22 protein-coding genes, 1 pseudogene and 1 riboswitch are annotated in these 21,660 nt (G+C 71.2%); of the genes and pseudogenes, 7 read left to right on the forward strand and 16 right to left on the reverse strand.

Annotated features, from left to right (window positions below; all coding sequences use genetic code 11):
* Positions 1 to 28: 28 nt before the first annotated feature.
* Genes KV097_RS06685 through KV097_RS06695 form a run of 3 tightly spaced genes read right to left on the reverse strand, consistent with a single transcriptional unit; the run spans position 29 to position 2,442 of the window.
* On the reverse strand, positions 29 to 1,129 hold the full coding sequence (locus KV097_RS06685; protein WP_220341195.1) for a branched-chain amino acid aminotransferase: 1,101 nt from the start codon (positions 1,127 to 1,129) through the stop codon (positions 29 to 31).
* 48 nt (positions 1,130 to 1,177) lie between these two features.
* A complete protein-coding gene (locus KV097_RS06690; protein ID WP_220365431.1) occupies positions 1,178 to 2,242 on the reverse strand; it encodes a 3-isopropylmalate dehydrogenase in 1,065 nt (354 codons plus the stop codon).
* 56 nt (positions 2,243 to 2,298) lie between these two features.
* Positions 2,299 to 2,442 carry a hypothetical protein gene (locus tag KV097_RS06695; protein ID WP_220341193.1) on the reverse strand — a complete coding sequence of 48 codons (144 nt, stop codon included), beginning with the start codon at positions 2,440 to 2,442 and terminating at the stop codon, positions 2,299 to 2,301.
* Between the two features lie 294 nt (positions 2,443 to 2,736).
* Between KV097_RS06695 and KV097_RS06700 the strand changes: the two genes are divergently transcribed.
* Entirely contained in the window at positions 2,737 to 3,300 is a 564-nt protein-coding gene (locus KV097_RS06700) for an O-methyltransferase (protein WP_220341192.1), read from the forward strand.
* Here KV097_RS06700 and KV097_RS06705 read toward each other — a convergent pair.
* Positions 3,278 to 3,970 (reverse strand): YitT family protein, encoded by a 693-nt coding sequence (locus KV097_RS06705; protein WP_255559263.1) that lies wholly within the window; start codon positions 3,968 to 3,970, stop codon positions 3,278 to 3,280. The two genes, KV097_RS06700 and KV097_RS06705, sit on opposite strands and share 23 nt — an antisense overlap.
* A 62-nt stretch (positions 3,971 to 4,032) precedes the next feature.
* Between KV097_RS06705 and KV097_RS06710 the strand changes: the two genes are divergently transcribed.
* From KV097_RS06710 to KV097_RS06720, 3 genes are read left to right on the forward strand one after another with little or no spacing between them, the layout of a single operon-like run.
* A complete protein-coding gene (locus KV097_RS06710) occupies positions 4,033 to 5,472 on the forward strand; it encodes a PLP-dependent aminotransferase family protein (RefSeq protein WP_220365432.1) in 1,440 nt (479 codons plus the stop codon).
* Positions 5,473 to 5,511: 39 nt separating this feature from the next.
* On the forward strand, positions 5,512 to 6,084 hold the full coding sequence (locus KV097_RS06715; RefSeq protein ID WP_220365433.1) for an RNA polymerase sigma factor: 573 nt from the start codon (positions 5,512 to 5,514) through the stop codon (positions 6,082 to 6,084).
* A complete protein-coding gene (locus tag KV097_RS06720) occupies positions 6,081 to 7,151 on the forward strand; it encodes a hypothetical protein (RefSeq protein ID WP_220365434.1) in 1,071 nt (356 codons plus the stop codon). Before KV097_RS06715 ends, KV097_RS06720 begins: the two co-directional genes overlap by 4 nt.
* Positions 7,152 to 7,172: 21 nt before the next feature.
* Here KV097_RS06720 and KV097_RS06725 read toward each other — a convergent pair whose 3' ends face one another.
* The 11 genes from KV097_RS06725 to KV097_RS06775 all read right to left on the reverse strand — a co-directional run bounded on the left by KV097_RS06725 (position 7,173) and on the right by KV097_RS06775 (position 18,298).
* Complete coding sequence (locus KV097_RS06725; protein ID WP_220365435.1) at positions 7,173 to 7,853, reverse strand: TenA family protein; 681 nt, start codon at positions 7,851 to 7,853, stop codon at positions 7,173 to 7,175.
* Positions 7,850 to 8,635: a bifunctional hydroxymethylpyrimidine kinase/phosphomethylpyrimidine kinase gene (thiD, locus tag KV097_RS06730; protein WP_220365436.1), complete on the reverse strand. Its 786-nt coding sequence runs from the start codon at positions 8,633 to 8,635 to the stop codon at positions 7,850 to 7,852. The genes KV097_RS06725 and thiD overlap by 4 nt, the downstream gene beginning before the upstream one ends.
* A 14-nt stretch (positions 8,636 to 8,649) precedes the next feature.
* A complete protein-coding gene (gene thiE / locus KV097_RS06735) occupies positions 8,650 to 9,315 on the reverse strand; it encodes a thiamine phosphate synthase (protein ID WP_220346851.1) in 666 nt (221 codons plus the stop codon).
* Positions 9,315 to 10,106 carry a hydroxyethylthiazole kinase gene (thiM, locus tag KV097_RS06740; RefSeq protein ID WP_220365437.1) on the reverse strand — a complete coding sequence of 264 codons (792 nt, stop codon included), beginning with the start codon at positions 10,104 to 10,106 and terminating at the stop codon, positions 9,315 to 9,317. Before thiM ends, thiE begins: the two co-directional genes overlap by 1 nt.
* Positions 10,095 to 10,186: riboswitch (TPP riboswitch) on the reverse strand. (Overlaps the previous gene by 12 nt.)
* Positions 10,187 to 10,489: 303 nt before the next feature.
* Positions 10,490 to 11,518: a ketol-acid reductoisomerase gene (gene ilvC, locus KV097_RS06745; protein ID WP_220341183.1), complete on the reverse strand. Its 1,029-nt coding sequence runs from the start codon at positions 11,516 to 11,518 to the stop codon at positions 10,490 to 10,492.
* Positions 11,519 to 11,600: 82 nt separating this feature from the next.
* Complete coding sequence (gene ilvN / locus KV097_RS06750; protein ID WP_220365438.1) at positions 11,601 to 12,137, reverse strand: acetolactate synthase small subunit; 537 nt, start codon at positions 12,135 to 12,137, stop codon at positions 11,601 to 11,603.
* Complete coding sequence (locus KV097_RS06755) at positions 12,137 to 13,891, reverse strand: acetolactate synthase large subunit (protein WP_220341181.1); 1,755 nt, start codon at positions 13,889 to 13,891, stop codon at positions 12,137 to 12,139. Before KV097_RS06755 ends, ilvN begins: the two co-directional genes overlap by 1 nt.
* Before the next feature lie 284 nt (positions 13,892 to 14,175).
* Positions 14,176 to 15,861 carry a dihydroxy-acid dehydratase gene (gene ilvD, locus KV097_RS06760; RefSeq protein WP_220341180.1) on the reverse strand — a complete coding sequence of 562 codons (1,686 nt, stop codon included), beginning with the start codon at positions 15,859 to 15,861 and terminating at the stop codon, positions 14,176 to 14,178.
* A gap of 57 nt (positions 15,862 to 15,918) precedes the next feature.
* Positions 15,919 to 16,494, reverse strand: a complete 576-nt coding sequence (locus KV097_RS06765; protein WP_220341179.1) for a hypothetical protein — start codon at positions 16,492 to 16,494, stop codon at positions 15,919 to 15,921.
* A gap of 12 nt (positions 16,495 to 16,506) precedes the next feature.
* Positions 16,507 to 17,055, reverse strand: a complete 549-nt coding sequence (locus tag KV097_RS06770) for a transposase (RefSeq protein WP_308289361.1) — start codon at positions 17,053 to 17,055, stop codon at positions 16,507 to 16,509.
* Between the two features lie 157 nt (positions 17,056 to 17,212).
* Entirely contained in the window at positions 17,213 to 18,298 is a 1,086-nt protein-coding gene (locus KV097_RS06775; protein WP_220342454.1) for an exo-alpha-sialidase, read from the reverse strand.
* Between KV097_RS06775 and KV097_RS19885 the strand changes: the two are divergent.
* The 3 genes and pseudogenes from KV097_RS19885 to KV097_RS06790 all read left to right on the forward strand — a co-directional run.
* Positions 18,297 to 18,626 (forward strand): annotated as a pseudogene (locus KV097_RS19885) (PadR family transcriptional regulator); the annotation flags it as partial. The gene KV097_RS06775 and the pseudogene KV097_RS19885 overlap by 2 nt on opposite strands.
* A gap of 359 nt (positions 18,627 to 18,985) precedes the next feature.
* The gene (locus KV097_RS06785; protein ID WP_220341176.1) at positions 18,986 to 19,885 is read left to right on the forward strand and encodes a hypothetical protein; all 900 of its coding nucleotides are present in this window, start codon (positions 18,986 to 18,988) and stop codon (positions 19,883 to 19,885) included.
* Between the two features lie 9 nt (positions 19,886 to 19,894).
* Complete coding sequence (locus KV097_RS06790; RefSeq protein WP_220365441.1) at positions 19,895 to 20,767, forward strand: oxygenase MpaB family protein; 873 nt, start codon at positions 19,895 to 19,897, stop codon at positions 20,765 to 20,767.
* Here the strand turns inward: KV097_RS06790 and KV097_RS06795 are convergent.
* Positions 20,742 to 21,659, reverse strand: coding sequence for a 2-hydroxyacid dehydrogenase (locus KV097_RS06795; protein WP_220365442.1), 918 nt, complete (start codon positions 21,657 to 21,659; stop codon positions 20,742 to 20,744). The genes KV097_RS06790 and KV097_RS06795 overlap by 26 nt on opposite strands.
* Between the last annotated feature and the right edge of the window lies 1 nt (position 21,660).

A 21,660-nucleotide genomic window follows, 5' to 3' on the forward strand; every position in this document is an offset into this window, starting at 1 on the left:
GTCGGCGGCAGTCGCCGCCGACCACGCCTCATCCGATGCGGTGCATCCAGCCGTGGGTGTCCTCGGCGCGGCCGTACTGGAGATCGATGAGCGCCTCGCGGATCGCCATCGTCACCTTGCCGCCGTCGCCGTCGCTGCAGACCGCCTCGCCACCGTCCCAGCGCAGGGCACCGACCGGCGTCACGACCGCTGCGGTGCCGCAGGCGAACACCTCGGTCACCCGTCCGCTCGCGACACCGTCGATCCACTCGTCGATGGTGTAGCGACGCTGCTCGACGGTGCGACCCAGGTCGGCTGCGATCGTGCTGACCGCGTCGCGCGTGATGCCGTCGAGGATCGAGTCGCTGGCCGGCGTCACGATGGTGCCGTCGTCGTGGACGAAGTAGAGGTTCATGCCCCCGAGCTCCTCGATGTAGGTGTGCTTCTCGGAGTCGAGGAACACGACCTGCTCGCACCCGTGCTCGGCGGCGATCTGCTGCGGGAGGAGGCTCGAGGCGTAGTTGCCACCACACTTCGCCGCTCCCGTGCCGCCGGCGCCGGCGCGCGCGTACTCGCGCGTGAGCCAGATGTTGACGGGCTTGACCCCACCGGAGAAGTAGGCGCCTGCGGGTGAGGCGATCACGCAGTACGTGACGTGCTTGCTCGGTCGCACGCCCAGGAACGCCTCGGAGGCGAACATGAAGGGACGCAGATAGAGACTGGTCTCGCCGCCGGTCGGGACCCACGCGCGGTCGGTCTCGACGAGCGCATCGATGGAGCCGACGAACCAGTCGACCGGGAGCTCGGGGAGCGCGAGGCGGTGCGCCGAGCGCTGGAAACGCCGGGCGTTCTCCTCGGGACGGAACGTCCAGATCGAGCCGTCGTCGTGCGCGTACGCCTTGAGACCCTCGAAGATCTCCTGGGCGTAGTGGAGGACCGCGGTGGCGGGGTCGAGCTGGAGCGGACCGTACGGCTTGATCGTCGGCGCCGTCCATCCGGTCTCCGGCGTCCACTCGGCGGTGAACATGTGGTCGCTGAAGTAGCGCCCGAACCCGGGGTCGGCGAGGATCTCGGCGCGACGCTGCTCTGGCACGGGCGACGGGGTCGGCTCGAGCGCGAACGAGAACGTGGCGTCGGCAGAGGTGGTCATGGGTGGCACGGTACTGGACCTTTCAGAGGGGGACGAGAGGAGGCAAGGTCACACCTCCGGTACGTCACCGGCCACACGCGACGCGATGGCCTCCCCCACCTCCTTGGTGGTGCGCCGTCCTGTCCTGGCGGTGATGTCCGCCGCGATCGCGCGGTCGAGCTGCGCGCCGGCCTCGGTGAGACCGAGGTGGTCGAGGAGCAGTGCGACCGATCCGATGGCAGCGGTCGGGTCGGCGACGCCCTGCCCTGCGATGTCGGGGGCGGAGCCGTGCACGGGCTCGAACATGCTCGGCGCCGTACGGTCGGGGTTGATGTTCGCGCTCGCGGCGAGGCCGATGCCTCCGGAGATCGCCCCGGCCAGGTCGGTCAGGATGTCACCGAACAAGTTGTCGGTGACGATGACGTCGAAGCGGGCGGGATCGGTCACCAGGAAGATCGTCGCCGCGTCGACGTGGAGGTAGTCGACGGCGACGTCGGGGAACTCCGGCGCGACCTGGTCCACGATGCGTGACCAGAGGCTGCCCGCGTGGACCAGCACATTGGTCTTGTGGACGAGCGTCAGCTTGTTGCGGCGCGTCCGGGCCCGCGCGAAGGCGTCGCGCACGACGCGTTCGACACCGAAGGCGGTGTTGAGGCTGACCTCGGTCGCCACCTCGTGGGGAGTGTCGGCGCGCAACCGGCCGCCGTTACCGACGTACGGGCCCTCCGTGCCCTCGCGCACGACGACGAAGTCCACCTCGCCCGCGTCACGCAGCGGGGAGTCGACCTGCGAGTACGTCCTGGTGGGACGCAGGTTCACGTAGTGGTCGAGCTCGAAGCGCAGACGCAGGAGCAGGTTGCGCTCCAGGAGTCCGGCGGGGATGCGGGGATCGCCCGGCCTGCCGCCGATCGCTCCGAGAAGGATCGCGTCGTGGCCGCGGATCTCGGCCAGCGTCGCGTCAGGAAGAACCTCTCCTGACTCGAGGTAGTGCTCGGCACCGAGAACGTACGGCGTCTGGGTGAAGGTGATCCCGTGGACGCGCGCGACCTCGTCGAGGACGCGGGTCGCCTCGGCGACGACCTCGGGGCCGATCCCGTCTCCGGGGATCACGGCCAGGGAGAAGCTGCGTGTCATGGGTGCACTCTACTGGCGCCAGTCCCAGCATCTGATACCGGGATCTCGGATGATGGTCAGTTGTCGTCCGGTCGCGGGCCGCCGTTGTCACGGAGGTCGAGGGCGGTCTGCACGGGGTTGCGGGGACCCTCGCCGCGGGACTCGTCGGACCAGTGGCGGCTCGGGCCCCACTCGGAGTACTGCATCTGCGTCTCGGACATCGTTCTCTCCTCTTCGGGTTGGTGTCGGTCCTGGCCGATGGCGCTGGAAACCGATTCCCCGAACGGGAGGAGGGTCGTACGGTGCGGGATCCTCGCTGCGGGTAGTCGGCCAACGCCAAGCTCCGCGGCGAGGTGTCGGCCTAGGAGGCCTCGCCGCGGCAGCCGAGGATTACTACCTGCTTCCGCATGATGGGTCGACGGTACGTCGGACTCGCCCGCTCTGTCCCGATTTCCGCCGACGATCTCGCTGACTGAGACTCGTGTCCAGGCTGTGGCGTGTGACAGACTCGCGACGTGAGTGCCCCCACCGAAGTTCCGCCCCTTGTCGCGCGCGCCCTGGACCTGTCACGGCGCAAGGGCTTCATCACCGCGACCCGCAACGAGACCGGACGCCTGCTCGCCGCGCTGGCCGCCTCGCGCAGGGGCACGCTGGCCGAGCTCGGGACCGGGTGCGGCGTCGGATCCGCGTGGCTGTCGAGCGGGGTCTCCGAGGGTGCTCGGATCGTCAGCGCCGAGCTCGACCCGACGCTGGCCGAGGCGGTGCAGGACCTGTTCTCCGACACCCCGACGGTCGAGGTGACCTCCGGTGACTGGAGCGCCCTCGAGCAGCACGCACCGTTCTCGCTCCTGTTCGTCGACGTGCGCGACGTGAAGCGCGCCGTCGACCAGGTCGCCGACCTCATGGAGATCGGCGGGATCGCCGTCCTCGACGACTTCACGCCGTCGCACACCTGGCCCCCGATCTACGAGGGCAGGGTCGACACCGTCCGCGAGCAGTGGCTCACCGACGAACGCTTCGTCGCCGTCGAGGTGATGGTCGCGCCGGACGCGTCGGTCATCCTGGCGACGCGGGTCTGACCTCGCTCGGGCTCGCTGCAGGCTCAGGCTCCGGCATCCGGACCTGGACCAGCGGCAGGAACGCCTGCACGAGGGGCCCGATCGTCAGCGCGTAGAGCACGGTGCCGACACCCACCGTCCCGCCGAGCAGCCAGCCGATGGCGAGCACCGTGATCTCGACCGACGTCCGCATCAACCGGACGCTGTAGCCGGTGCGGCGAACCAGCCCCAGAAAGAGCCCGTCACGGGGGCCAGGCCCGAGGTGCGCCCCGATGTAGAGCGCGCCGGCAAGACCGTTGAGCACGACACCGGCCACCAGCATCACGACGCGCAGCAGGAGCGAGTCTGGCTGCGCGAGCAGCCACAGGCCCTGGTCGACGGCGAGGCCGATGAGGATCACGTTGAGGATCGTGCCGAGACCGGGCCACTGGCGCAGCGGGATCCACAGCAGCAGAACTGCGGCACCGACGAGGATCGTGACCTGCCCGAAGGTGAGCGGGAGGTACTTCGTGAGTCCTTCGTGGAAGACGTCCCACGGGTCCAGACCGAGGCCTGCCTCGATCATCAGCGCCATCGACCAGCCGTAGAGCATGAGCCCGAACACGAGCTGAGGAAGCCGGCGCCCGAGCTTTCCCGACCGAAGCTGGTCGAGGGATGACTGGGTGTCAGGGGTGTACGGGACGCGGGCCATGCCGTCCATCATCGTCGCGATTGGCCTACCGTTCGATAGCCAATCGTGACATGGTGGCTTACATGGCTCCCACATCGGTCCTGTCGGCGGAGCGTCTCCACGTCCTGCTCGACATCGAGGCGGACGACCCTCCCGGGTACCGCGAGCTGGCCGACCTCATCCGACTCCTCGTGCTCGACGGGCGCATCCCGGCCGGCACACGGCTGCCGAGCGAGCGCGAGCTCACCGCCGCCCTCCCCCTGAGCCGGACGACGGTGACCCGCGCCTACGCGGTGCTGCGGGATGCCGAGCTGCTGGTCTCGCGGCGTGGGTCCGGCAGCGTCGTCACCCTGCCTCGCGGTGCCCGTCCTCCGTACACGCCTCCCAGCGGATCGAGCATGGTGGGCTGGACGATCGCTGCCGGCCAGGCGGCCCCAGGCGTCGGGCTGGCTTACAGCCGCGCGCTGGAACAGCTGCCCGCCTACCTCGCGCAGACCGGGTACGAGACGGTGGGCGTCCCGGTGCTCCGCGAGCTCGTCGCGCAGCGCTACGCCGACCGCGGGCTGCCCACCGATCCCGACCAGATTCTTGTCACCTCGGGGGCCCAGTCCGCGCTCAACCTCGTCAGCCGGACCCTCGCCGCGAGAGGCGATCGCGTCGTGGTCGAGAGCCCGACGTACCCGAACGCCATCGACTCGCTGCGCCGGACCGGCCTGCGCGTCCTCGGCGTGCCGCACGACGGCCACCGCCTCGACCTCGACGCGCTCGCCGCGGCCGTCCGCGCGGCGCCCGTCGCGTGGGCGTACCTGATCCCGGACTTCCAGAACCCCACGGGCGCACTGATGGACGACATCATGCGTCACGAGGTGGCGTCGATCCTGCGTCGCTCGACGACGGTCCCGATCGTCGACGAGACCATGCTCGACCTCGCGCTCGACGTCGAGGAGCGTGCGATGCCGGTCCCGCTGGCCGCGCACCATCCAGGCGCGATCACGCTCGGCTCCGCGAGCAAGTCGTTCTGGGGTGGCCTGCGGATCGGGTGGATCCGCGCCCCGCACGCCGTCGTCCCGCGGCTGGTCGCGGCGCGAGAGACGTTCGACATCGGCACGCCGGTGCTCGAGCAGCTCGCGGTCGCGGAGCTCCTCCGCGTCCGCGAGGAGGTGCTCGACGAGCGCCGAGACACCCTGCGCGCGCGCCGGTCCGCACTCAGGACGGCGGTGACCGATCGGTTGCCCGACTGGAGTCTCAACTCCCCCGCCGGCGGGTTGTCGCTGTGGGTGCGCCTGCCGAGGCGGGCCTCGAGCCGGCTCGTCGTCGCCGCGGAGGCCCAGGACCTGTTGCTCACCGCCGGCCCACGGTTCTACGCCGACGGCGGTGGTGAGTCCGCCCTGCGCCTCCCGTACGACCGCAGCACGGGCGCCATCGACGACGCCGTCGACCGTCTCGCCCTCGCATGGGAGACCGTGCTGGCCGGGCGCCCCACGTCGGCGCCCTCGCGACGCGGCCCTGCGCTGACCGCGTAGCGGCTGTCACGATCGGCTACGCCCCGGACATGACGTGACGTGACGACGACACCAGACACGGCTCGCGAGGAGCGCTTCCGCGAGCTCTACACCGCCCACTTCGACGCGCTCCTCGCCTACGCCATCCGCCGGACGCGCCACCCTGACGACGCCGCCGACCTCGTCGCGGAGACCTTCCTCGTCGCCTGGCGGCGCTGGGACGCGATCCCGTCCGGGGACGAGAGCCGCCTCTGGCTGTACGGGGTGGCCCGGCACGTCCGCTCGAACGCCGAGCGCAGTGGGCGCCGCCGCGAGCGCCTCGGCGAGCGCTTGCGGCAGCAGCTGAGCGAGACCTCCGACGCCCACCCCTCCGACGACGTCGCGGAGCACAGTGCCGTCCGAACGGCGCTGCAGCGGCTCGGAGCGGCCGACCGTGAGCTGTTGATGCTCTCGGCGTGGGAAGAGCTCGAACCCCGCGAGATCGCACGCGTCCTCGAGATCAGTCCGAGCGCCGTACGGACCCGCCTGTCCCGAGCGCGTCGACGGCTTCGCGACGCCCTTGGCGACGACCGTCCCGAACCCGGACGCGTGATGAGCGTCCGCACCGTGCTCAGCCCTGAGGAGGGACGATGAACGACACCGACCTCGACCGCCGGCTCAGCGCCGCCGACCCGTACGCGCGGCACGCGGCGCCTGACCTCGGCGGAGCCGACCGAGCCCTGCTGGACGAGATCATGGCCGACACCGCTCGACGCCCTCAGCGGTCGAGACGATCGTGGCGCTTGCCACTGGCCGGAGCGCTCGCGTCCGCTGCCGTCATGGCCGCAACCCTCCTCGTCCCCGCTTGGGTGGGCTCGACCGACGACCCCGAGACGCCGGCCGCGCCTCCTGCCGCCTCCGAGCCGACGGTCGAGGCGCCCATCCGCTACGCCGCCGCCGTCGTCGAAGCCGCCGGCCGCCAGCCGCGGCTGCTGGTCGGCGAGCCCGGCTGGAAGGTGACCCACGTGTACGGGTTCGCCGAGGACGAGGGCACCATCGTGTTCACCAAGGGCGATCGCGAGCTCGAGTTCGTCTGGTACCGAGCCGACCAGTACGCCGGCTACTTCGAGGACCGTCTCGACGTCTCTGCTCCGCGACCGTTCTCGATCGACGGGCAGGATGGCAGCGAGTTCCGATACTCGACCACGGACATCGCCGTGATGCTGCGCCCGTCCGGCGGCACGTTCTCCGAGATCCGCACCGGCGGCGGCTGGAGGAATCGCGCCGAGATCGTGGCTGTCCTGCGAACGGTTCGAGCGGTCTCGGTCCCGGAGTGGCTCGCGGCGATGCCGCCGGAGATCGTCACTCCCGACAAGGCCTCGCAGGTGATCGACGAGCTGTTGGCCGGTGTGCCGCTCCCGCCGGGACTCGACCGTGCGTCACTCGACGACCTCGGCACCAACGACCGCTACCAGCTCAGCGCCCAGGTGCTCGAGCCGGTGGTGTGCGGCTGGGTCGGAGAGCTCCGGCGTGCCGAGGACGCGCGAGACGACCGGGCGAGGAAGGCCGCCGTCGAGGCGCTGGCAAGCGGGCGCCGCTGGCCGTTGCTCGCGCCGATGGACGCCGAGGGCGAGTATGCCGACGGGGTCCGGGCGGTGGCCGACGCGGTCCGCGACGGGGTTCCGACGCTCACGGTGCGGGAGATGTCCGGCTGCCCGTGACGGCAGGTGGGCGCGGGGAGGTCAGGCCCTCGGCCAGGTCTCCCCGCGCCACGACGCGTCCCAGAACATCCACTCGAATCGCGTCGCGCGCTCGTAGGCGGCGAGCATCTTCGTACGGCGCTCGGGCGTCGCCGTCGTCGCGAGGTGGTCGGCCCACCCCTCGGCCCGCGTGACCGCGGCGTCGAAGGCGGGGTCGGAGTAGGTGTCGATCCAGGCGCGGTAGGGATGCGCAGCGTCGGTCGCCTGCGCCGCGATCGCGCGCCCAACCTCCAGATAGACGCGGAAGCACGGCAGCACACCCGCAAGACCGACCTCGACCGGTGCGTACGCGGCGTCGGCGAGCAGCGTGCCGGCGTAGGCCTGACAGGTCGGCGTCGGCTCCGCCGCATCAGGCCCGTCCGGGTCGAGGCCGCGAGGCACGAGGAACTCCGCGTGCATCAGCCGCTCGGCCTCGACCGCCTCGGCGGCCGCGCGTGCGAGGCCGGCTGACAGCGCCGGGTCGCCCGCACGCGCGGCCAGCATCGCGAGCGTGCTGCCGTAGCGGGAGAGGTAGTGGGCATCGTCGAGCAGGTAGCGGCCGAACACGTCCTCCGGCAACGTCCCGGCGGCGAGACCGACCACGAAGGGGTGCTCGAGGATCGCGTCGTACCAGCTCGCGACGTGCGTCCACGCGGCCTCGGAGAACGTCCTCTCGTCCGTCACCTACGCGCCCTCCAGAGGTGGTCGACAGGTCCGTGGCCGCGACCCACCGAGTGCTCGGCGCCGCTGCGCAAAGCCCCGGTCAGGTAGTCCTTGGCCTCACCCACCGCCTCGCGCAGCGGCAGGCCGAGCGCGAGGCCGGACGCGATCGCCGACGCCAGCGTGCAGCCTGTCCCGTGCGTGTTGGGGCTGTCGATCCGCGGTGCACGATAGGTGCACGCACCCTCCGCGTCGACGAGCACGTCGATGCTCTCCGGACTCTCGAGGTGTCCGCCCTTGACCAGCGCGGCTGCAGCGCCCGCTGCGCGCAACGCGCGCCCGGCGGTCGCCAGCCCGTGGGGATCGGTCGCCGGCGCGGTGCCGGTCAGGACCGCAGCCTCCGGCACGTTGGGCGTGACGACGGCCGCCAGCGGCAGCAACGTCGTACGGATGGTGTCCACCACGTCCTCCCCGACCAGCGTGTCGCCGGAGGTGGCCACCATGACCGGGTCAAGCACGACGGGCACGTCCGCGGTGTGCAGGACGTCGGCGACCGCGAGCACGATCTCCACCGTGCCGAGCATCCCGATCTTGACCACGCTCACGTCCAGGTCGTCCAGCACGGCACGCACCTGCTCGGCGACGAACGCCGCAGGCACCGGGTGGATCCCGAAGACGCCGCGGGTGTTCTGGACGGTGAGCGCGGTCAGGGCCGCGGCGCCGTACACGCCGAGGGCGGTCGCCGTCTTGAGGTCCGCCTGGATCCCGGCGCCGCCTGAGGGGTCGGAGCCGGCGATGGTGAGCATGACGGGCACGGCGCTCAGGGCTGGACCTCCGAGCGTGCGGCGAGGGCGGCGTCGACGACCTCGCGGAGCGTGCGGGCGGCCGCACGCGGCTCGGGTGCCGAGCAGATCGCGGAGACCACGCAGATGCCGTCGGCGCCGGCGGCGACGACCGACGCGGCGTTCGATGCGGAGATGCCCCCGATCGCGACGAGCGGGAGGTCGTCCGGCGTTGCCGCGCGCAGGCGGCGTACGCCGTCGAGTCCCCACGGCGCGGTCGTGTCGGGCTTGGTCGGCGTCGCCCACACCGGGCTGACCGCGAGGTAGCTGCACGCGGCGAGCGCCTCGGCGTCGTCGAGCTGGGCCAGGTCGTGCAGCGACCACCCGACGACCGCGTCGTCGCCGAGCACCTCTCGCACTCGCGCGGGGTGGAGATCATCGGGCCCGACGTGCAGGCCCGCACCGGGCACGGCGCGCGCCGCCGCGAGGTCGTCGTTGAGCACGAACGACGCACGGTCACCGACGCGCGCGGCGATCCTCGTGGCCAGCCGGATGCGTTCGTCGGTCGACGCGTGCTTGTCGCGGAGCTGGACGGTCGTCGCTCCCCCGTCGACGGCGTCGGCGACGACGTCGACCAGGTCCGCACCGTGAGGCACGGACCCGGTGACGAGATAGAGACGGACGTCTCCGGCCGGGCCGACCATCAGCGCGCGACGACCTCGGCGACCGCCTCGGAAGACAACGTGGACAGCGCGTCCAGCAACCGCCAGCGCAGCGATCCGGGACCCTCGGCGAGCGGCGCGGCCTTCTCGATCGCGGCCGTCAGGATCGCCAGTGCGCTCGCCGACGCCTCGAACGCGTCGTCATGGACCGCGCAGGCCGCGGCGACCAGGGCGCTCGCGGAGCACCCGAGCGCGGTGATCATCGGGGCGCGCGCATCGCCGCCGTGGATCTCGGTCGTACGGGTGCCGTCCGTGACGACGTCGACGGCGCCCGTCATGGCGACGACGGTCTCCAGCTTGGACGCGAGCGCCTCGGCGTCCGTACGGACGTCGGCCGTATCGGCGTCGGCGTCGACCCCTCGCCCTGCTCCCGTCGACGTCGCGATCGCAAGGATCTCGCTCGCGTTGCCCCGGATCACCGTCGGGCGGTGCTCGATCAGGGCAGCGGCGGACTCGCGCCTATAGGTGGTCGCGCCGACCGCGACCGGGTCGAGGACCCACGGCTTGCCCGTGGCCGAGGCGACCTCGACCGCGGCGAGCATGCCGTCGACCCACGGCGGGGACAGCGTGCCGATGTTGGCGACGACGGCCTGGGCGATGCCGGCGAACTCCGCGGACTCGTGCGGGTCGTGGACCATCGCCGGAGAGGCGCCTGCGGCATTGAGCAGGTTGGCGGCGATGTCCATCGACACGTAGTTCGTGATGACCTGCACCAGCGGGGTCTGCGCCCGGAGCTGGTCGTGGACGTGGGCAGCGGTACGGGGTTCGAGCATCAGGCTCCCTCTCGCCGGTATGACCCGGATCAGGTTCGGCGGGTGTGTTCTCAGCCCTTCGGGCACCCCGGCCTTGCAACTGCTGGCGACGATAACAGAAGTGCCGGGAGCCCCTTCCGCGACGTCGCACCGGCCCGCTAGCGTTCGGGCAACCCACCCGACTCCTTCCCCCGAGGGGTATGCATGGCTTCCGCCCGTCGCGTCCGTCGCGCCTGGCGCCGCGGAGGGGTTCACGAGGTCTATCTCGCGTCCCGCCGCTGGCTCGCTCGTCTCATCTACCCCGGAGACCTCCCCGCGGCCCGCCAACGCCGACGGCGGTGAGTCCGGTCCCACGCCGTGATGCGCGTGGGACCGGGCTCACCGCCGGTCGGGACGTACGAGGGTCAGCGCGCAGCGGTGCCCTCGGTGTAGTCGTCGTCGCCGCTCTTGACCCAGGCCATGAGCTTGCGCAGCTCGCGGCCGGTGCCCTCGATCGGGTGCTCCTCGCCCTCGGCGCGCAGCTTCTTGAACTCTGCCGCACCGGCGTCCTGGTCGGCGATGAAGCGCTCGGCGAACGCGCCGTTCTGGATGTCGGCGAGGACCGCCTGCATGTTCTCCTTGACGCGCGCGTCGACGACCCGCGGACCGGAGACGTAGTCGCCGTACTCGGCCGTGTCGGAGACCGACCAGCGCTGCTTGGCGATGCCACCCTCGTACATGAGGTCGACGATCAGCTTGAGCTCGTGCAGGCACTCGAAGTAGGCGACCTCGGGCTGGTAGCCGGCCTCGGTCAGGGTCTCGAAGCCCGCCTGGACCAGTGCGGAGACGCCGCCGCAGAGGACCGCCTGCTCACCGAACAGGTCGGTCTCGGTCTCCTCGGTGAACGTCGTCTTGATGCCGCCGGCACGCAGGCCGCCGATGGCCTTGGCGTAGGAGAGGACCAGGGGCCACGCGTTGCCGGTGGCATCCTGCTCGACGGCGACGAGCACGGGGACGCCACGGCCCTCGACGTACTCGCGGCGGACGAGGTGACCCGGGCCCTTGGGCGCGATCATGCCGACGTCGACACCGGCCGGCGGCTTGACGTAGCCGTAGCGGATGTTGAAGCCGTGCCCGAAGATCAGGGCGTCGCCGTCGTTGAGGTTCGGCTCGATCGCCTCGGTGTAGAGGCTGCGCTGCGCCGGGTCGGGCGCGAGCACGACGATGACGTCGGCCTCGGCGCACGCCTCGGCCGGGGTGAGCACCCGAAGGCCCTCGTTCTCGGCCTTCTCACGGCTCTTCGAGCCCTCGGGGAGTCCGACGCGGACGTCGACGCCGGAGTCGCGCAGGGACAGCGCGTGGGCGTGGCCCTGGCTGCCGTAGCCGAGGACGGCCACGCTGCGGCCCTGGATGACGCTCAGGTCGGCGTCGTCGTCGTAGAACAGCTCAGGCACGGGGTTGCTCCTTCTCGTGGTGCCGTGTGGCACCGGGGTGGTGCCGCTCGGATCAGACGTACGGCCCGTATCGACCGTACGCTCAGGCGGTCTGGGTGGACGCGCCGGGGACCGCCCGCAGGGTGCGGTCGGTGATCGACCGTCCTCCGCGACCGATCGCGACGCGTCCGGACTGGGCGATCTCGCGGATGCCGAAGGGCTCGAGCACCTTCAGCATCGCCTCGAGCTTGCCGGGGTCTCCGGTCGCTTCGATGGTCACCGCGTCGACGCCGACGTCGACGACCTTCGCCCGGAACAGCTGGACGGTCTCCAAGACCTGTCCGCGCGTCCGTGAGTCGGCGCGGACCTTGATCAGCATGAGCTCACGCTCGACCGAGGTGGTGGGCTCGAGCTCGACGATCTTGAGGACGTTGACGAGCTTGTTCAGCTGCTTGGTGACCTGCTCCAGAGGCAGCTCGTCGACGTTGACCACGATCGTCATCCGCGAGATCTCGGGGATCTCGGTCGGCCCGACCGCGAGCGAGTCGATGTTGAAGCCGCGGCGCATGAAGAGGCTCGCGACGCGGGCGAGCACACCAGGGGTGTTCTCGACCAGGACGGACAGGGTGTGCTGGCTCATCACAGTTCCTCGTCACCGAACTCGGGCGCCATGTCGCGCGCGATCTGGATCATGTCGTTGCTGACTCCGGCCGGGACCATCGGCCACACCATCGCGTCGCGGTGCACGACGAAGTCGATGACGACCGGCGCGTCGGTGATGGACATCGCCTTCTCGATCACCGCGTCGAGGTCCTCGGCCTTCTCGCACCGCAGCCCGACGCAGCCGTAGGCGTCGGCGAGCTTGACGAAGTCGGGGATGCGGGCCTCGTCGGCGCCGGTCTGCAGGTCGGTGTTGGAGTAGCGGCCATCGTAGAAGAGCGTCTGCCACTGCCGGACCATGCCGAGCGACGAGTTGTTGATGACGGCGACCTTGATCGGGATGCCCTCGAGCGCGCACGTCGCGAGCTCCTGGTTGGTCATCTGGAAGCAGCCGTCGCCGTCGATGGCCCACACCACCTCACCGGCGCGGGCGACCTGCGCTCCCATGGCGGCAGGGACGGAGAAGCCCATCGTGCCCATGCCGCCGGAGTTGATCCAGCGGGCGGGGCGCTCGTGCTCGATGAAGTTGGCAGCCCACATCTGGTGCTGTCCCACGCCGGAGGTGTAGGTCGCGCCGGGGCCGGCGATCTGGCCGATGCGCTGGATCACCCGTTGCGGCGACAGCGACCCGTCGTCCGGCTCCTCGTACCCGAGCGGGTAGCGGGCGGAGAGCGCCTGCATCTGCCCGCGCCACGGGGTGTAGTCGGCGGGGTGCTCGGCGTACTCGGCCTGCAGCGCGACGACCAGGTCGGCGATCACCTCACGGCAGTCTCCGACGATCGGCACGTCGGCGGTGCGGTTCTTGGAGATCTCAGCCGGGTCGATGTCGGCGTGGATGACCTTGGAGCCGGGCGCGAACGACTCCAGGTGCCCGGTCACCCGGTCGTCGAAGCGCGCACCCAGCGAGATGAGCAGGTCGCTCTTCTGGAGCGCACCGACGGCCGCCACCGTGCCGTGCATGCCCGGCATCCCGAGGTGGAGGGGGTGGCTGTCGGGGAACGCGCCGCGCGCCATCAGCGTCGTGACGACAGGGATGCCGGTCATCTCGGCGAGGACCTTGAGCTCGGTCGAGGCGTTGGCCTTCACGACGCCGCCGCCGACATAGAGGACCGGGCGCTCGGCCGCCGCGATGAGACGCGCCGCCTCACGGACCTGCTTGTTGTGCGGCCTGCTGGTCGGCCGGTAGCCCGGGAGGTGCAGCTCGGTCGGCCATGCGAAGGTCGTCGCGGATTGCAGCGCGTCCTTGGAGATGTCGACCAGCACCGGCCCGGGTCGGCCGGTGGACGCGATGTGGAACGCCTCGGCGATCGCTCGCGGGATCTCCGCGGCATCGGTCACGAGATAGCTGTGCTTGGTGATCGGCATCGTGATGCCGCGGATGTCGGCCTCCTGGAACGCGTCCGTGCCGATCGCGCGGCTCGCGACCTGCCCGGTCACGGCGACCATCGGAACCGAGTCCATGTAGGCGTCGGCGATCGCAGTCACGAGGTTGGTCGCCCCGGGGCCGGACGTCGCCATGCAGACACCGACCTTGCCGCTGGCCACCGCGTAGCCCTGGGCCGCATGACCGGCGCCCTGCTCGTGACGGACGAGGATGTGGCGGACCTTCTGCGAGTCCATCAACGGGTCGTACGCCGGAAGGATCGCGCCGCCCGGGATCCCGAAGACGACCTCGACCCCGGCGTGCTCCAGTGCCAGGACGAGGCTCTGGGCCCCGGTGACCTGCTCGCTCATCGCTGTCCCTTCGTACGGACCGGTCTCGCCGGCGTGTGGTGGGCGGCTGCCCTCGTGCTGGGGCCTTCTCGGACGGTCTGGTGGCAACAAAAAACCCCTCGGCCCGAGCGGGCATTCGAGGGGTGACGCGGAACCGTTGCCGGTCGCGCGTCAGTGGGGTACGAGAAGGAGGTTGCGCACGAGACAAGAGTGCGCGACGGGCCCCCGAGGGTCAAGCCAGCGTCACTCGCGTCTCGCATCCTGAGATGTCCGTCCCACATGACGGCGCGCATCCTCCTCAGGCCTCAGCCCAGGACGGCCCCGTCCGCTGCCGAGCCGACGAGCTTGGCGTACTTCGAGAGCACGCCGCGCGGCGGCACGACGGGCAGCTTCGGCGTCCATCCGACCTTGCGCGCCTCGAGCTCGTCGGCGTCGATCTCCACGTCGAGGCGACGGTTCGCCACGTCGAGCGTGATGGGGTCTCCGTCGCGCACGAACGCGATCGGGCCGCCGTCGACGGCCTCCGGCGCGACGTGGCCGACGCAGAGCCCGGTGGTCCCGCCCGAGAAGCGGCCGTCGGTGAGGAGCAGGACGTCCTTGCCGAGACCCGCGCCCTTGATCGCCCCGGTGATGGCGAGCATCTCCCGCATGCCGGGGCCGCCCTTGGGCCCCTCGTAGCGGATCACGACGACGTCGCCGGCACCGATGGTGTCGTCGGCGAGCGCGGCCATCGCGGCCTGCTCACCGTCGAAGACCCGCGCCGTACCGCTGAAGACGCTCTCGTCGAACCCGGCGCTCTTGACGACTGCTCCCTGCGGGGCGAGCGTGCCCTCGAGGATCGTGAGTCCACCGGTCGCGTGGATCGGGTCGTCGAGGCGGCGGATGACGTCGCCGTCGACGGGCTGCACGAGCTCCGCGAGGTTCTCCGCCATCGTCTTGCCCGTCACCGTGAGGGTGTCGCCGTTCATCAGACCGGCGTCGAGCAGCGCCTTCATGACGACCGGGATGCCGCCGACCTTGTCGACGTCGTTCATCACGTAGCGGCCGAAGGGCTTGAGGTCACCGAGGTGCGGCACCTTCTCACCCACCCGCACGAAGTCGTCCAGCGTGAGGTCGACCTCGGCCTCGCGGGCGATCGCCAGCAGGTGGAGGACGGCGTTGGTCGAGCCCCCGAGCGCCATCACGACCGCGATCGCGTTCTCGAACGCCGGCTTGGTCAGGATCTGCCGGGCCGTGATGCCACGACGGAGCAGGTTGACCACGGCCTCGCCGGAGCGGTGCGCGAAGCCGTCGCGTCGACGGTCGACCGCCGGCGGGGCGGCCGAGCCGGGCAGCGACATGCCGAGAGCCTCGGCGACCGAGGCCATCGTGTTGGCGGTGTACATGCCGCCGCAGGCCCCCTCCCCCGGACAGATCGCGCGCTCGATGCGGTCGACCTCGTCACGCGAGATCATGCCCTTCAGGCAGGCGCCGACGGCCTCGAAGGCGTCGATGATGGTGACGTCCTTGCCGTCGACCTGCCCCGGCATCGTCGAGCCCGCATAGAGGAACACGCTCGACAGGTCGAGCCGCGCCGCGGCCATCAGCATGCCGGGCAGGCTCTTGTCGCAGCCGGCGAGGAGCACCGACCCGTCGAGCCGCTCGGCCATCATGACGGTCTCGACGGAGTCGGCGATGACCTCGCGCGACACCAGCGAGTAGTGCATGCCCTCGTGACCCATGGAGATCCCGTCGGAGACGGAGATCGTGCCGAACTCGAGGGGGTAGCCGCCCGCCGCGTGGACGCCGTTCTTCACTGCTCCGGCGAGACGGTCCAGCGAGAGGTTGCAGGGCGTGATCTCGTTCCAGCTGGAGGCGACGCCGATCTGCGGCTTCTGCCAGTCGTCGTCTCCCATGCCGACGGCACGGAGCATGCCGCGGGACGCGGTGCTCTCCAGTCCGTCGGTCACGTCACGACTGCGGGGCTTGATGTCGGGGGTCTCGGACGCCATAGCTCAAGATTACGGCGGACGAGGCGGGGTCCGGACGACGGTCCCGGGGGCTGGGACTCAGCGGCCGGGCGGGAGCACGTACGGGGCGAAGGCGAGGTAGGCGCAGGTGACCGCCCAGATCACACTGGTCATCGTCCCGATGATGAAGCGCTCGGCCGTCCCCGTCGTCTCGCCCCGAACCCCGGTCGCCGTGCCCATCTTGAGCTCCGGATAGCGGCCCAGTCCTTTGACGGCGAGCACGATGGCGACGCCCTCGGGCCACCGGGCCGCGAGCGAGCCGAAGACGGCGAGCCGCTCGAGCGCCCCGATCCACACCCCGCCGCGCAGGATGTCGGCCGCGGCGCTCATCGTCTGGCCGTGCGTGGTCGCCGGTGAGCGCGAGGAGTCGATGGTGTCGAAGACGGCGGAGGTCACCACACCGCCCCCGGCGACCGCCAGGACCATGGCGAAGAGGATCAGGATGTCGTGCTGGACACCGGTGACGGGCTCTCCGAAGATGCTCGCGACGACGGCGAGCGCGACCGCGAGACCGAGCACTGCGCCGACCACCTGGCGTCCGGGCTCGCTCTGGACGAAGGCCCATCCGACCAGCGCCAGGCAGGCGGCAGCGACCACCAGCACGTAGGTCGTCATCGGCCTCGCTCCTCAGTGATTCTTCTGCTCCGGGTCGCAGGCTGCCAGGAGGTGCGCGGCGAGCGTACGGCCTCGGCGCTCCTCGGTCCAGCCCGCGACGGCGAGGCGGCTGCTCATCGCCTGCGCCGTGATCCCCAGCCCTGCCGCCGCGGACCGCTGGGTCCCGCCGTCCGCCATCGCATCGACCGCCTCCCACCCGGCGCCGGTACGCCGGGACAGCAGGCCGGCGAGCAGCCACAACGCAGTCTCGGCATCCTCCGCCGGACCGGTGTCCTCGGCGCGGACGCACACCGGCTGCGGCTCGGACTTGGCACGCTCGACGGCCTCTCTCGCGTACACGTAGGCAGGGCCGCGCCCGGCCCGGGTCGTGTCGGGGAGCGGCCCTTCGACAACGCCGGCCCCGATCCCGATCCACCACCGGCGCTCGCGCAGGGCGTGCACGACGAGATCGGCGACCTGTCTCGGATCCTCCACCAGGCCCTGGACCTCGTCGCCGGCGGTGCGCTCGAAGGGGCGTACGGGATCGGCGATGCCCGCGAGGGTGACGAGGAGCTCGGGCACGGCGTCACGGTCTCGGCGGCTTCGCCGCTGGTCGAGCGTCATGACATACACGACGGCCCTCCATCAAGGTTGCAGAGTGGATCCTTAGAGATCAAGCCTGCATCTTTGATTGTATGATGTCAAGCGGTCAGGGTTGATGATCGCTCTGCACGTCACCTCAGACCATGGCCGCACGCACGCACATCACGTCGGGAAGGTGCGAGGCGACCTCCGCCCAGGTCTCCCCCTCGTCGGCGCTGGCGAACACACTGCCGTCGCGCCCACCGAGATAGAGGCCTGCCGGCAGTCCGTACGCCGGCGCGTCATCGGCACGGAAGGCGTCACGCATCACGGCCGCGTAGTAGGGGTCGGGCAGGCCCTTGCCGAGATCGCGCCAGGTCTCCCCCGCGTCGTCGGAGCGCCACACCCGCGCCTGCGCCCCCGGCGGCATCCGGTCGGAGTCGGCGACCAGAGGGAACACGTACACGGTGTCGGGCTGGGCGGGGTGCACCACGATCGGGAAACCGAAGTCGCTCGGCAGCCCGTCAGCGATCGACGTCCACGAGTCACCGCCGTCGTCGGACCGGTAGACACCGTGATGGTTCTGGGCGTACATCCGCTCCGGCCGGTCGGGGTGCGAGGCGACCTTGTGCACGCACTGCCCGAACTCCGGCCAGGGGTCGGGGAAGAAGTAGGCCTTGATGCCGACGTTATGCGGGTCCCAGCTCGTCCCCCCGTCCTCCGTGCGATAGACACCGCCCGTCGACATCGCGACGGTGACGCGCGCCGGGTCGACCGGGTCGGGCACCACGGTGTGGACGGCCTGACCGCCGAAGCCGGCGTCCCACTCCGTCCGGTGAGGGTGGTCCCAGAGTCCGCGCACGAACGAGAAGGTCTCGCCGCGGTCGGTCGACCGGAACAGCGCGGAGGGCTGGGTCCCGGCCCACACCTCGTCGGTCTCGGTGCCCGGCGTCAGCTGCCAGACCTGCTCCAGAGCGACCCCCGCGTCCTCGGGGAAGCGGATGCCACCGCCGGGGGTCTCCGACCACGTCTCGCCGAGGTCGTCGGACCAGGTGACCTGAGGACCCCAGTGCTCGCTCATCGTCCCGACCAGCAGGCGTGGCGCCTCCCTGCGGGTGTCGATGCACGTCGCGTAGACCGCGTTCATCCCGAACAGCGGCCCACGCAGCTCCCACCTCGAGCGGTCGTCCGAACGACCGATCCACAGTCCTTTGCGCGTGCCGATCAGCAGCATGGCCTCCATGACGTCCCACCCGGTCTTCTCGCTCGACGTGCTCACCAGTGTTCCTAATTGGAATACTGGCTACGCTAAGGACGTGCCGAGCGCCCTGTCAACGACCTCGTACGCTCTCCTCGGTCTGCTCACGCTCGACCCGCACGACGCCGCGGGGCTTACCGGCTACGAGCTCAAGCAGCGCTGCGACCAGACGCTGCGCTACTACTGGGTCTCCCCTGCCACCAGCCAGGTCTACACCGAGCTGGCACGGCTCGCGCAGAACGGGCTGGTCGAGGTCACCGACGCCCCGAACGGACGGCGGAGCACCCGCCGGTACGCGGTCTCGGAGGTCGGCAGGACCCACCTCCTGGAGTGGCTCGAGTCCTCCGAGCCGGCGTTCCCGGTCCTCAAGCACCCGGTGGCGTTGCGCCTGATGTTTGCCCACATGGTCTCGCCGGAGCACGTCCAGCGATGGCTGGACGTCTACATCGCCCAGCTCGAGGAGCGCACCGCCGAGCTCCGTGGCGTCCGCGAGATGCTCGGTGACGACCCCCGCCTGAGGTCGCCGGCGACCGTCGCCGACTGGGGGCTCGCCTACTTCGCGAGCGAGCGCGCCATTGCCGAGGACCTCCGCGAGGTCGGAGGGGACGTCCAGGGCTGAAGCACGGGTCGCGTACCGTCAGGTCGGCTGTTCCACCTCACGAAGGGATCCCCGTGGCTCGCATCGCCCTCGCCAGTTCCGCGTCCGACGTCGACGACGCCGAGGTCACGCTGCTGAGCGACGCGCTCGGCGCCGACGGCCACGACGTCGCCGTCGAGGTGTGGGACGACGACGCCGTCGACTGGCATGCCTACGCGCTCACCGTCGTGCGCTCGACCTGGGACTACACCCCGCGTCGCGAGGCGTTCCTCGAGTGGGCCCGGCGGGTGCCGCGACTGCGCAACCGGGCGGAGGTGATCGCCTGGAACACCCACAAGACCTACCTTCGCGACCTCGCCCAGGCCGGCTGCCCCGTGATCCCGACCGCCTGGGACGTCACCGACGAGGAGACGCTCGTCGCCCACGCCGATGCCTGGGCGATCCCGGTCGACGAGACCGAGTGGGTCGTCAAGCCTGCCGTCTCGGCGAGCTCGCGCGACACCGCGCGCTGGTCGGACGTCGACGACGCGCTGGCCCACAGCCGGTCGCTCGTGGAGGCGGGCCGTACGGCGATGCTCCAGCCCTACATCGCCTCGGTGGACGACGAGGGTGAGACCGCGCTCCTCTTCGTCGGCGGCGAGCTCTCGCACGCCGTCGTCAAGGGCGCGATGCTCCGCCGAGGCGAGGGGGTGCGTCACGATCGTGACGCGCGCGAGAGCATCACGCCGACCACCGCCACCGACGCACAGCTCGCCGTCGCCGCGCAGGCGCTCCGGGCGGCCACCCAGGCGCTCGGCGGCGGCCCCGACCTGCTGTACGCGCGGGTGGACGTCGTCACCGGTCGGGACGGGGCCCCGCAGCTGCTCGAGCTGGAGCTGACCGAGCCGTCGCTGTTCCTTCCGTCGGTCGACGGGGCCGCCGAGCGGTTCGCGGCGGCGATCACCTCGACGGTGAACTCTTTGGGACGCGTCTAGAGTCGACGCATGGGCGTACGCGACCGGCTCGGGCACGAGCTGTTCGCCCGCGTTGCGGGCGACGACGGGGCGCGTCGTCGCGTGCGCATCCATGGCGCCGACGGTCCCCGTCGGTTCGGACCGGACGACCCGATCCAGCGTGTGCACGGGGACGCCTCGATGTTCGTGGGAGGCATCCGTGCCCTCCTCCTCCAGTCGCTCCACCCGCTCGCGATGGCGGCCGTGGACCAGCACTCCGGCTTCCGCGGCGACCCGTGGGGGCGCCTCCAGCGGACGAGCGGCTTCCTCGCCGAGACCACCTTCGGCACGGTGGAGACCTCGGAGCGGGCCGTACGCATCGTCCGGGCCATCCATCGACGGGTGCGCGGGACGGCACCGGACGGACGGCCGTACGCCGCCGACGACCCCCATCTGCTGACCTGGGTGCACGTCGCCGAGGTGGACAGCTTCCTGCGGGCGCACGACCGGTACGGAGGATCGCCGCTCTCTCCGGACGAGCGCGACCTCTACGTCGCGCAGGCGGCCGAGGTCGCGCGGGCCCTGGGAGCCGACGATCCGCCCGCCGACACCGCCGGGCTGGCCGACCGGCTCCACGCCTTCCGGCCCGAGCTCGCCTCCACCGCCGCCGCGCGGGAAGCCGCGCGCTTCCTGCTGCTGACTCCGCCGGTGCCGTGGGCGCTGCGACCGGGCTACGCCGCACTGTCGGGCGCCGCGGTCGGTCTGCTCCCCCGCTGGGCTCGCAGGCCGCTACGGCTGCCGTGGCTCCCCGTCACCGAGACGCTCGCCTTCCGAACGGCCGGGTCGGCGGCGACGAAGACCATCAGATGGGCGATGCAGCCGGGACCGCCGAACGCGGTCAGCGGTGGAGCCGGACCTGGTTGAGCAGGTCCTCACCGGCCGCGAACCGCTGGAGCTGATCTCTGACCAGCGCGAGGATCCGGGGTCGCATCGCCGAGGTCCCGCCCGCGACGTGCGGCGTCAGGAGGAGGTTGGGCGCTTTCCACAGCGGGTGGTCGGCCGGCAGCGGCTCGGGGTCGGTCACGTCGAGCGCCGCGCGCAGGCGTCCGTCCTCGAGCTGGGCGAGCAGCGCCTCGGTGTCGACCACGGGGCCCCGTGCGAGGTTGACCAGCAGCGCACCGTCGCGCATCGCGGCGAGGAACTCCGCGTCGACCAGGTGACGGGTGGCGTCGGTCAACGGCGTGAGGAGGACGACCACGTCGGCCGTCGGCAGCAGCTCGGAGAGCTCCGAGGAGGCGTGCACCCCTTCGCGTGCGTGCCCGGCCACGCGGACGATCTCGACCTCGAAGCCGGCGAGCCGGCGTTCGAGAGCGTGACCGATGCTCCCGTAGCCCACGATCATCACGGTCTTGTCCGCCAGGGAGTCCCACCACCGGTACGGCAGCCAGTGCTGCTCGTCCTGTGCCCGAACGAAGGCGGGGATGCCGCGCAGGGACGCGATGATCGCGCCGACCCCGAGCTCGGCGGTCGCCGCGTCGTGGACGCCGCGCGCGTTGCACAGGGTGACGCCGTCCGGGATCTGCGCCGCGATGCCGTCGGTGCCGGCCGACTGCGCCTGGATGACGCGAAGCCGAGGCATCCTCGCCGCGATCTCGCCGACGGAGAACGACAGGTCGTACGGGAGCACCCACATCTCCGCCTCAGCCAGGACGTCGTCCGGGGGGAGGTTCGACGCATCTCCCGAGAACGGCACGACGGTCAGCCCTTCGGGCGCCGACAGCTCGTCGGCGCCGAACGGCGTCACCACCACGGTCATC

Source organism: Mumia sp. zg.B17, from assembly GCF_019550915.1.
In the GTDB taxonomy this organism is placed as follows: Bacteria; Actinomycetota; Actinomycetes; order Propionibacteriales; family Nocardioidaceae; genus Mumia.

Excerpts from the sequence above, each read along its gene's own strand:
- ilvN (WP_220365438.1), bottom strand. The coding sequence starts at position 12,137 with ATGAGCCAGCACACCCTGTCCGTCCTGGTCGAGAACACCCCTGGTGTG.
- KV097_RS06720 (WP_220365434.1), top strand. The coding sequence starts at position 6,081 with ATGAACGACACCGACCTCGACCGCCGGCTCAGCGCCGCCGACCCGTAC.
- thiE (WP_220346851.1), bottom strand. The coding sequence starts at position 9,315 with ATGGTCGGCCCGGCCGGAGACGTCCGTCTCTATCTCGTCACCGGGTCC.
- KV097_RS06755 (WP_220341181.1), bottom strand. The coding sequence starts at position 13,891 with ATGAGCGAGCAGGTCACCGGGGCCCAGAGCCTCGTCCTGGCACTGGAG.
- KV097_RS06790 (WP_220365441.1), top strand. The coding sequence starts at position 19,895 with ATGGGCGTACGCGACCGGCTCGGGCACGAGCTGTTCGCCCGCGTTGCG.
- KV097_RS06685 (WP_220341195.1), bottom strand. The coding sequence starts at position 1,129 with ATGACCACCTCTGCCGACGCCACGTTCTCGTTCGCGCTCGAGCCGACC.
- ilvD (WP_220341180.1), bottom strand. The coding sequence starts at position 15,861 with ATGGCGTCCGAGACCCCCGACATCAAGCCCCGCAGTCGTGACGTGACC.
- KV097_RS06695 (WP_220341193.1), bottom strand. The coding sequence starts at position 2,442 with ATGTCCGAGACGCAGATGCAGTACTCCGAGTGGGGCCCGAGCCGCCAC.
- KV097_RS06765 (WP_220341179.1), bottom strand. The coding sequence starts at position 16,494 with ATGACGACCTACGTGCTGGTGGTCGCTGCCGCCTGCCTGGCGCTGGTC.
- KV097_RS06705 (WP_255559263.1), bottom strand. The coding sequence starts at position 3,970 with ATGGCCCGCGTCCCGTACACCCCTGACACCCAGTCATCCCTCGACCAG.
- KV097_RS06775 (WP_220342454.1), bottom strand. The coding sequence starts at position 18,298 with ATGGAGGCCATGCTGCTGATCGGCACGCGCAAAGGACTGTGGATCGGT.
- KV097_RS06795 (WP_220365442.1), bottom strand. The coding sequence starts at position 21,659 with ATGACCGTGGTGGTGACGCCGTTCGGCGCCGACGAGCTGTCGGCGCCC.
- thiD (WP_220365436.1), bottom strand. The coding sequence starts at position 8,635 with ATGCTCACCATCGCCGGCTCCGACCCCTCAGGCGGCGCCGGGATCCAG.
- KV097_RS06710 (WP_220365432.1), top strand. The coding sequence starts at position 4,033 with ATGGCTCCCACATCGGTCCTGTCGGCGGAGCGTCTCCACGTCCTGCTC.
- KV097_RS06690 (WP_220365431.1), bottom strand. The coding sequence starts at position 2,242 with ATGACACGCAGCTTCTCCCTGGCCGTGATCCCCGGAGACGGGATCGGC.
- thiM (WP_220365437.1), bottom strand. The coding sequence starts at position 10,106 with ATGCTCGAACCCCGTACCGCTGCCCACGTCCACGACCAGCTCCGGGCG.